General features: G+C 57.2%; 7 protein-coding genes. 3 read left to right on the top strand and 4 right to left on the bottom strand.

Going from position 1 to position 9670, the window contains the following annotated elements; translation table 11 throughout:
- Positions 1-941: transposase (locus H9S92_RS18860; protein WP_222936065.1), on the top strand; the 941-nt coding region annotated here is incomplete at its 5' end.
- A 6-nt stretch (positions 942-947) separates the two neighbouring features.
- Here the strand turns inward: H9S92_RS18860 and H9S92_RS18855 are convergent.
- On the bottom strand, positions 948-1487 hold the full coding sequence (locus tag H9S92_RS18855) for a hypothetical protein (RefSeq protein WP_187468255.1): 540 nt from the start codon (positions 1485-1487) through the stop codon (positions 948-950).
- Positions 1488-2110: 623 nt separating this feature from the next.
- On the opposite strand from H9S92_RS18855, the gene H9S92_RS18850 reads away from it, so the two are divergent.
- Positions 2111-5257: a beta propeller repeat protein gene (locus H9S92_RS18850; protein WP_187468254.1), complete on the top strand. Its 3147-nt coding sequence runs from the start codon at positions 2111-2113 to the stop codon at positions 5255-5257.
- A gap of 143 nt (positions 5258-5400) precedes the next feature.
- Here H9S92_RS18850 and H9S92_RS18845 read toward each other — a convergent pair whose 3' ends face one another.
- Complete coding sequence (locus tag H9S92_RS18845) at positions 5401-5916, bottom strand: DUF3124 domain-containing protein (RefSeq protein ID WP_187468253.1); 516 nt, start codon at positions 5914-5916, stop codon at positions 5401-5403.
- Positions 5917-6241: 325 nt separating this feature from the next.
- Here H9S92_RS18845 and katG point away from each other — a divergent pair, with 325 nt between their 5' ends.
- On the top strand, positions 6242-8500 hold the full coding sequence (katG, locus tag H9S92_RS18840) for a catalase/peroxidase HPI (RefSeq protein ID WP_187468252.1): 2259 nt from the start codon (positions 6242-6244) through the stop codon (positions 8498-8500).
- A 188-nt stretch (positions 8501-8688) separates the two neighbouring features.
- Here katG and H9S92_RS18835 read toward each other — a convergent pair whose 3' ends face one another.
- Together H9S92_RS18835 and H9S92_RS18830 are read right to left on the bottom strand one after the other, a co-directional pair.
- The gene (locus H9S92_RS18835; RefSeq protein ID WP_187468251.1) at positions 8689-9246 is read right to left on the bottom strand and encodes a DUF4256 domain-containing protein; all 558 of its coding nucleotides are present in this window, start codon (positions 9244-9246) and stop codon (positions 8689-8691) included.
- Positions 9247-9342: 96 nt separating this feature from the next.
- A complete protein-coding gene (locus tag H9S92_RS18830) occupies positions 9343-9621 on the bottom strand; it encodes a hypothetical protein (protein ID WP_187468250.1) in 279 nt (92 codons plus the stop codon).
- Positions 9622-9670: the final 49 nt, after the last annotated feature.

Below are 9670 nucleotides of genomic sequence, written 5' to 3'. Positions count from 1 at the left end.
GTGGTAAGTATACTGACGGAGTGGACTATTACTACAGCGGTAGCGACGGAAAACCCAAGTGGGGTATGGAGGCCAGCGGACTAGCTGCCGTCGACTTACAAAACAAGGCAGCTTTGCATTTAGACATGGTACAAACCGTTGACCGTCACGAAAGCGAGACACTATTGGAGTATTATGGTTCGACTATCATTGCCCGAAAAGACCGCTTGCAGTCAATATCAAAATACATAGCGGTAGATGCCTATTTTTCTCGACAACCTTTTGTAGATCAAATGGTTATGAACGGTTTCGATGTGATTACTCGTTTAAGAAAAGACGCTAAAATCCGTTATCTTTATCGCGGCCCACGAGAAAAGCGACGGGGGAAACCACGGCAGTTTGACGGCTACGTAGCTGTTCGCAACCTCAGAGAGGATGTCTTTACGCCTTGTGCTATCGACGAAGATAGAAAATGGATTGCGTACGAGGCAATTGTAAATGTAGAAGCGCTTAAATGTCAAGTCGTATTGGTCGTTGTCCATGATCTAGACAGTGAAGGCCAGGTAAATGGCCATCGACTTTATATGTCAACTGACACCAATCTCAACGGTGGTGAAGTTCTTCATGCTTACCAATGTCGATTTCAACAAGAATTTCTATTTCGCGACGCGAAGCAAGAACTGGGCTTGGAGCACTGCCAAGCCTACTCTTGGCAGAAAAACGATTTCCACTTCAATGTGGCGATGACTGTTGGCTCGCTAGCCAAAGCAGCTTACCATTTACAAGTCCCGGGGCAACCTGTTAGGGCTTTCTCTATCGCCGATGTAAAACAACGTCACATGAATGAATTCCAAGCACAACGAATATTATCCTTGTGTCGACTGGACCTTGATGAGGACTTAATTCGAAATCTCCAGCAACACTTCAGTAATTTCGGGCTTCGCAACTTCCAAAGGGCATGAAAACCTCTACAGACCATTGCTTAGGAAATTATCCAGGGGTTGTTCAGCAGCAATTTGCCACTTCCTAACGGCAGCGTACATCGTTCTACTCAATTCCAGCGGAGCTTTAGCGGGACGCAAGTGCGTACTGAATGCTACTACTGCCTGTGGGTGGCCACAACGGTCAATAGTCATTAGACGGTAATCTTCACTATTTTTCAGAGTTAGGTACACTGGCGACTTTCCAAGCTTCAGCGTACGTAGGTAACGATCGCCTTCGTACAGCTGAAGGTCTTTTCCCTCGCTATCACCGGAGAGCTCAACCAGGCTGTTTCTCTCGTAGTTGATCACCGTGGCTTCTGCACTTAGCCCAGCTGTGCAGGGATCCTGTAGATTGCTTAAGGTGGAAGTGTAATATTGAGAGGTAGCAGCAGCGAGGCTGTCCATGTCGAGGTCTGGACTCAGATAAATGTCGGGGTCTTGTGCTGGGAGGTGTAAGCCAAGGAGAAGACACGCAAATACCATGACGGCCCGCCCAAGGAGGCAGGAGTTGTAAATGAAAGCCATTCTTTAGAAGAGTTTATCAGGTTTATTTAATGAATCCGCAGCTAAAGATAATGAGTAAGACAACCTTCCCGGGGAGAAGGCAAAAGGCTGAAACCAGGGCTGAAATCATCGGAGACTAGAGACGCACTAAATCGTTGGTGCTAATTTAAGGTTTTTGGTTTATTCAAACTGATCAAAATTAGCTTTGGAAAAAGCAACAGTACAAAAATAAGGTAAATAGGTGAAAGGTGCAACTGATAATCTGGAGAAAAACTTATGGTAGGCATAAAATATTTTAATCATCTCCGTAAGTGTTTGTAAATCAGTTTATTGTGACATGAATATTTTTGTTGTTCGAATTTTTTGGGTCGTACGTTCCTCTGTTTAATTGGGAAAACCAGCGCTGTTAGGTCGGCGGAATGGGGGGGGGCTGGTAGACACTTCTCTACTTTAGGCCGTCGGGGGGTGGGTGGGTGACGAGCAGCAGGTAGCTTAGACGGGCGCGGAGGTCTCGCCTTTCTCCCTGTCCCTACCCCAGCACCTGCGGCCGCGCCCGCATCCTCTCTAACAGGTCCAGCAGGAAAATGCCTGGCGAATATTCCGCTAACGAAGTAGCTTTACCCGCTACACTGCTACTCACTACCATGCTGCGAACGATTCTTCTTGTCCCCTTCTTTCTTTTGGTCCTGGCCCTCGACGCCCAAAGCCCTCCGGCGGCGGCCGACTACCTGGCCGGCGTAAAAATGCGCAACGTGGGGCCCTTCCGCGGCGGCCGCGCCAACGCCGCCACGGGCGTAGTGGGCGACCCCCTGACCTATTACATGGGCAACACCGGCGGCGGCGTCTGGAAAACCGAAGACGCCGGCCAGCACTGGAACAACATTTCCGACGGTTTCTTCGGCACCGGCTCCATCGGGGCCATTGCGGTGGCGGAAAGTGACCCCAACATCGTCTTCTGCGGCAGCGGTGAACACGCCGTACGCGGGGTGATGACTTCGGCCGGAGACGGTGTCTACAAATCCACGGACGCCGGAAGCACCTGGAAAAAAGTGGGATTGGAACTGACGCAGCACATCGCCCGCATCGTCATTCACCCTAAAAACCCCGACATTGTTTACGTCGCCGCCCAGGGTTCCCTCTACGGCCCGGGCAAAGAACGGGGCATTTACAAAAGCACCGACGGCGGGGTCACCTGGCGGCAAGTGCTGTACGTGGACGAACGCAGCGGCTGCGCGGAACTGGACATGGATCCCACCAACCCCCTTATCCTTTACGCCGCGATGTGGGAGTACGGTCGGCAGCCCTGGAAAGTCATCAGCGGCGGTCCGGGCAGCGGGCTTTACAAGAGCACGGACGGCGGCGAAACCTGGGAAAAAGTCGAGGAAGGCCTGCCTGCCGAAAAGGGTAAAATGTCCGTGGCGGTGGCTCCCAGCAATCCCCAGCGCGTCTACGCCCTGGTGGAAAGCGATTCGGAAAAGGAACTCGGTGGCCTCTTCGTTTCCACCGACGCCGGAAAGCACTGGAGCCGCGTGAGCGACGACCACCGCCTGGTGCAACGCGCCTGGTACTACATCGAGCTGTTCGTCGACCCGCAAAATGAACATCTCGTTTACGTCCTTTCCGCCGATATGCTCCGCTCCATCGACGGGGGAAAAAGCTGGGAGGAGATTGCTGGGCCACACGGCGATTACCACGACCTCTGGATCAACCCCCACAACCCCAAAAACATGGTGCTGGCCGACGACGGTGGTGCCTCCATCACCTTCAACCGGGGCGAGACCTGGTCTACCCAGAGCAACATGCCCACCGCGCAGATGTACCGGGTCAACGTCGATAACCACTTCCCTTACCGCATTTACGGGGGGCAGCAGGACAACACTTCCGTTCGTCTCAGCACCCGTTCGCTGACCAGCGGTGGGCCGGACCAAACCAATTGGGAAGCCTCAGCGGGCGGAGAAAGTGCCTTCCTGGCCTTTGACCCCGATAACCCGCGCTACGTCCTGGGTGGCAGCTACCTCGGCACCATCGACATTCTCGATACGGAGGCGGGGACGAACACCAACATCATGGCCGCGCCCATCCAGTACCTGGCCCTGGAGACCAAAGACATGCGCTACCGCTACAACTGGAATGCGCCCATCGTGTGGTCGCAGCACAGTCCCAACACCTACTACCACGCTGCGCAGTACGTCCTCCGTACCCAGGATATGGGCCTGACCTGGGAGGAAATCTCTCCTGACCTGACACGCAACGAAAAAGACAAACAGGGCAAAGGCGGCGGGCCCTACACCAACGAAGCCGTTGGCGCGGAAAACTACGGAACCATCGCTTACCTCATCGAATCACCGCACACGGCCGGGGTGATCTGGACGGGCAGCGACGACGGACTGGTGCACCTGACCCAGGACAACGGCAAAACCTGGCAAAACGTGACGCCCAAGGGATTGACCGAATGCCTGGTCAATTCCATCGAGGTCTCTCCCCACGACCCCGCTACGGCTTACATCGCCACCACCCGTTACAAATTCAACGACCACACGCCAGCGCTTTACGTGACGCGCAACTACGGGAAGACCTGGACCAACATCAGCAAGGGCATTCCACAGGGCGCATTTACGCGCGTGGTGCGGGCGGATACCGAACGCAAGGGCTTGCTCTTTGCAGGCACCGAAACGGGTTTGTACGCATCCTGGGACGATGGAGCCAACTGGGAAAGCCTGCAACTGAACCTGCCGGTGGTGCCGATTACCGATCTGGCGGTGAAGCACGGCGACCTCGTCATTGCCACCGCTGGCCGGGGCTACTGGATCCTCGATGACCTGGCCCTGCTGCGGCAGTACGCTCCGGCCACCAAAGACCTGCACGCCTACCAACCCGAAGATGCCCTGCTGGTGGGTGGCTACAGCGAACTGAACGGGGGCGGAGACGGCGACGACCTCCTGAGCGGGGTCAACCCGGCGACGGGCATTGTTTTGTACTACCACTTGCCAGCGGGTGCGGACAGCAGCAAGGTACGCCTGGAGATCAAAGACCCCGCCGGGAAGGTTATCCGGACCTTTAGTGACGAAGCGGCCGAGGGCGAAACCTGGGCGGGCGGGCCGTCTGCGGAGCCGACCTTGCCGAAGGAAGAAGGGCTGAACCGTTTCGTCTGGGACCTCCGCCACGCCTCCCTGCCCGGTGTAGAGGGCGTCTACATTGAAGGCAGCTACCGTGGCCACAAGGTTGCCCCCGGCACCTATCAACTCAGCCTCTACAAAGATGAAGACCTGGTAGCTACCGAAGCCCGGGTAATGCCCAATCCTCGCCTGCAAACCGCTGCGGAAGACCACGCGGAGTACGATCGTCACCTCCTGAAAATGGCGGGAGAACTAAGCGATATGCATCGCCTCGTCAACGAACTCAAAGACCTGAGTGACGACCTGGAAAGCTTGCTCAAAAAAGTTCCCAGAACCAGCGCTACCGAGACCACCCACCGGCAGGGAGAAACGCTCCTGAAATCCCTCCAGGCCTGGGATGCGACGATGGTGCAACGGAAATCGAAGGCCTACGACGATGTAGAGAACTTCCTCAATGGCTTTACTGCCGACTACTTCTTCCTGCTTAACCAAAGCGAGAGCGACGTCCCCCGCATCACGCAGGCTTCCCAGGCCCGCCTGCAGGAGCTAGAGGCCGTCTGGGCCACCCACCGCACCGCCGCCCGAACTTTGCTGGATCGGGAGGTGCCGGCCTTTAACCAGTTGCTTATCGCCCTGGGCATCGGGCCGTTGATGGTGCCGGTGGGGGAGCCTTAGAGGGAGAGTGGTGAATGAATTTACTGCTTGGTAGGCAGAACGCAGCCCCTGAACTTTCGCAAATTTGGACATTCGAACATGTTCGAATGTTGATTGGCCAATTCTCATTCCCGCCCAAGCCAACGCTGCGGCCTAATCGGTAGTCACCGCTTCAGCAAAACCCCGCGCGTTGTGAAGGACAGTCCCTGCTGCCCCGAGGTGGAGATCATGACACATTCAAAGAACGGTGCGTTGGTACCCGGGCGGATTTGCCAGTCGAAGAGGAAGTTCGCGCCGGTGCCACCGGCTTTGTCGATTTCATCGATGACGATTTCGACGGTCTCCAGGGGGAGGATGTAGATGGGGCGCTGGAAATAGGTGCGGATGAGTGCTCCAGTCGTGCCGTAGTACTCAGCGTGATCCAGGTAGACGGTGTCGTGGCGGTTGACGTTGCGCATGCTGACCGTGGCCGTCAGGTTGTGGGTACGGTGTTCCGTCTCGCCGTAGATTTGGGAATAGACGGATAGGTAGGTGCTGCCCCGTTCCAGGCTATCGGGCAGTGGCGTGCTGACCGTGCGTTTTTCCCAGTTGACGGGGTCAATGGAGCTGATTTCCCGGTTTTCCTGGCAGGCAAACAGCAGGGGCAGCAGCAGGATGGGAAGAAGTAATCTGGCACGCATAGTGTGGGGAGCTTGTAGTTGAAAAACGCGGCAAGCGGCGGCAGGTTGTTTAGGAACAATTCTTCCGATGAAAGGAAATTATTGGTCGACGAAGCAACACGGGCGGTGGAGGGCCGGCCTTATTCCTCGTCCCTTCCCCTGCACCTGCGACCGCGCCCTACTGATGCTACCGCTTGAACACAAGCCCATTTGGTGCTGCGGGAACTGCCAATTTTACATTAGCCTTACGCAACTATTCGGGTGGTAAAACATTAAGTTATGGACGAATTTAACCCGCCCTTCGCGGGCAAAAATAACTTACCTTAACATAAAAGAAAACTCCTGCATGGATAGCAAAAATACCCACAACGGCGCGGACGAAACCAAAGTCTGGGATGTCAACGAATCAACGGCGAAATGCCCTTTTTTGAGCGGCCAGCTGCAGCAAGTAGCGGGTAAAGGCACGAGCAACCGCGACTGGTGGCCCAACCAACTCAACCTCAATATCCTGCGGCAGAACTCCGAGCGCTCTAAGCCTTACGAAAAGGATTTCAATTACGCCGAAGCTTTCAAAAGCCTCGATCTGGCCGCCGTCAAAGCTGATCTGGCCCAGTTGATGACCGACTCGCAAGACTGGTGGCCCGCCGACTACGGGCACTACGGTCCCTTCATGATCCGGATGGCCTGGCACAGCGCGGGTACTTACCGCATCTCCGACGGACGCGGCGGCGCGGGATCCGGCAACCAGCGTTTTGCGCCACTCAACAGCTGGCCAGATAACGCCAACCTCGATAAAGCCCGCCTGCTGCTCTGGCCCATCAAGCAGAAGTACGGCAAAAAACTTTCCTGGGCAGACCTCATGATTCTGGCCGGTAACGTCGCCCTGGAAACCATGGGCTTCAAAACCTTTGGTTTCGCTGGCGGACGCGAAGACATCTGGGAACCCGAGCAGGACGTCTACTGGGGCTCCGAAAAAGAATGGCTCGGCAACCAGGAGCGCTACGCCGATGGCCACCTCGAGCAGCCCCTCGGTGCCTCCCACATGGGCCTCATCTACGTCAACCCCGAAGGCCCCAACGGCCACCCCGACCCCCTGGGAGCGGCCATTGACATCCGCGAGACCTTCGGCCGCATGGCCATGAACGACGAAGAGACCGTGGCCCTGATTGCCGGCGGACACACCTTCGGCAAGACCCACGGCGCTGCGGATGCGGGCGTATACGTAGGGATGGAGCCTGCGGGCGCCAGCATCGAGGAAATGGGCATGGGCTGGAAAAACAGCTTCGGCAGCGGCCACTCCGAACACACCATTACCAGTGGCCTGGAAGGTGCCTGGACGTCCACGCCCGCCAAGTGGAGCCACGACTATTTCAACAACCTCTTCGGCTACGAATGGGAGCTGACCAAGAGCCCCGGCGGTGCCCACCAATGGGTACCCAAAGACGGCGCTGCGGCCGATACCGTCCCCGACGCCCACGACCCCAACAAGCGCCACGCGCCGATCATGCTGACGACGGACTTGTCGTTGAAGTACGACTCCAATTACCGCGCGATCTCCGAGCGCTTCCATAAAAATCCCGACCAATTTGCCGACGCCTTCGCCCGCGCCTGGTTCAAACTGACCCACCGGGATATGGGCCCCCGCGATCGCTACCTCGGCCCCGAAGTACCCGCCGAAGTACTGATCTGGCAAGACCCCGTTCCGGCCGTTGACCACGAACTGATCGACGCCGGGGATGTCGCCAAACTCAAGCGTATGGTCCTGGCCACGGGCATTGCCCCCGCCGCCCTGATCACTACGGCCTGGGGCTCGGCATCTACCTACCGCGATTCCGACAAGCGCGGAGGTGCCAACGGTGCCCGCATTCGTTTGGCGCCGCAGCGGAACTGGGAGGTCAACAACCCCGCCCAGCTCCGCAGCATCCTGGAAAAGCTCGAAGGCGTCCAGAAAGAATTCAACAACAGCCAGACGGGCAATAAGCGCGTGTCCCTGGCCGACCTCATCGTTTTGGCGGGCGGCGCAGCGGTCGAAGAAGCAGCCAAAGCGGCGGGCTACGACGTCACGGTGCCCTTCAACGCCGGACGTACCGACGCTACGCAATCGCAAACCGACGTCGAATCCTTCTCCGCGCTGGAGCCTCAAGCCGACGGCTTCCGCAACTACCTCAAAGGAGAGCAGCGGGTTTCTGCCGAAGAAATGCTGGTGGACCGCGCCAACTTGCTCACCCTCACAGTACCAGAGATGACGGCCCTGGTCGGTGGTCTCCGCGTATTGGGTGCCAACTTTGATGGCTCCCACCACGGCGTTTTCACCGGCCGCCCCGGACAACTGACGAACGACTTTTTCGTCAACGTCCTCGACCTCGGCACCACCTGGCGCGCCACCTCGGATGCGGATACCGTCTTCGAAGGCCGCGACCGCAAAACCGGTGCCGTAAAGTGGACTGGTACCCGCGTTGACCTCATCTTCGGCTCCAATTCGGAGCTGCGCGCCATCGCAGAGTGCTACGGCAGCAGCGACGGAGAAGCCAAGTTCGTCCACGACTTCGTGGCCGCCTGGGCCAAGGTGATGGACCTCGATCGCTTTGATCTCGCCCGCGCTTAGCAAGCCCACGAAACCAATTAAAAAGGCTTTCCGCGCTCCTTTTCCCTTGGGATTTGGAGTGGGGAAAGCCTTTTTTTATGGCGCGGGCGCAGGTGCTCCCCCCCGACCCCCGAAAGGGGGAGTTTCGTCCCTCCGAAAGCGGGGTAGGCCGGGCAGGCGAAGAAGGTTCCCCGCTCACTTTGTAGTTTTTACACCCTCAAACTGGCGCGGAAGCCCCGGGCGGCGTAGTAAGACTGGGCGCCGTTGTGGTAGATGAAAACCTGCCCGTAGCGGAAGTCGCCAAACAGTGCACCGCCGAGCTCGCGCATGTCCTTGGGCGTAAGCAGCCAGCTGGAGGTTTTGGTATCGAACGTTTCCAGTGCCTGCAGCTCCCGGTACTCTGCCTCGGTCAGGAGGTCGGTCCCCATGCTCCGGGCGAGATCTACGGCACTGTTGGCGGGACGATTTTCCTTGCGGGATTCCAGGCCGGCGCGGTCGTAGCAGAGGCTGCGGCGACCGGCGGGGCTTTCGGTAGAACAGTCGGTAAAGACAAACTCACTGCTGCGGGCATCCAGGCCGGTGACGTCGGGTTCGCCACCGGTGATTTCCATTTCATTGAGTGACCACAGTTTAGCGGGTTGTTTCTGCAAGCGGGCCTCGACATCGTCCCACGACAGGCTCTTATGCCGGTGGGGGTGGGCGGCGAAACGGTCGCGGAGAATTTGCAGGAGTTCGCTGCTGCGCTGGGGGGAGAGTTTTGGGGGCATGGTTCGGCTTTGGTTGGGGGGTGAAGGTACGGGCACCCCGGCAATTGAAGTCGGGAGCAGGGCTTCGACTGGCCAAATTTCTCCCATCAGTCCCGACTAACTGCCAGCGAAAGGAGATCCGAAGATGCCGACGGCCAACTCGGCCCATACCAAAAAGAAGGCCCCCAGTACGGCACAGCCCAGGAGGATACGGTAATTGCGTTGTGGCACCCACCGGGGAATCTGGGCCAACAGCATTCCCGTGGTGAACAGGAGCGTGCCCATGACGACGAAATCAAAAATATCCCAATTTACCTCAGCGGTAAACTGCATGGCCACGAAGGGAATGAGCAGTAAAAACACGGTAATGACCAGGACGATGGGGAAATATTTCATGGCAGAAGTAGCTTAGTTGTGCAGAGTAAAAGTGCTTTGCAATGCAAAG

The organism is Neolewinella lacunae, from assembly GCF_014349155.1.
Classification (GTDB): Bacteria; Bacteroidota; Bacteroidia; order Chitinophagales; family Saprospiraceae; genus Neolewinella; species Neolewinella lacunae.
Note: the sequence above shows the minus strand (reverse complement) of the source record. Positions and strands in the feature narration are given on the sequence as shown.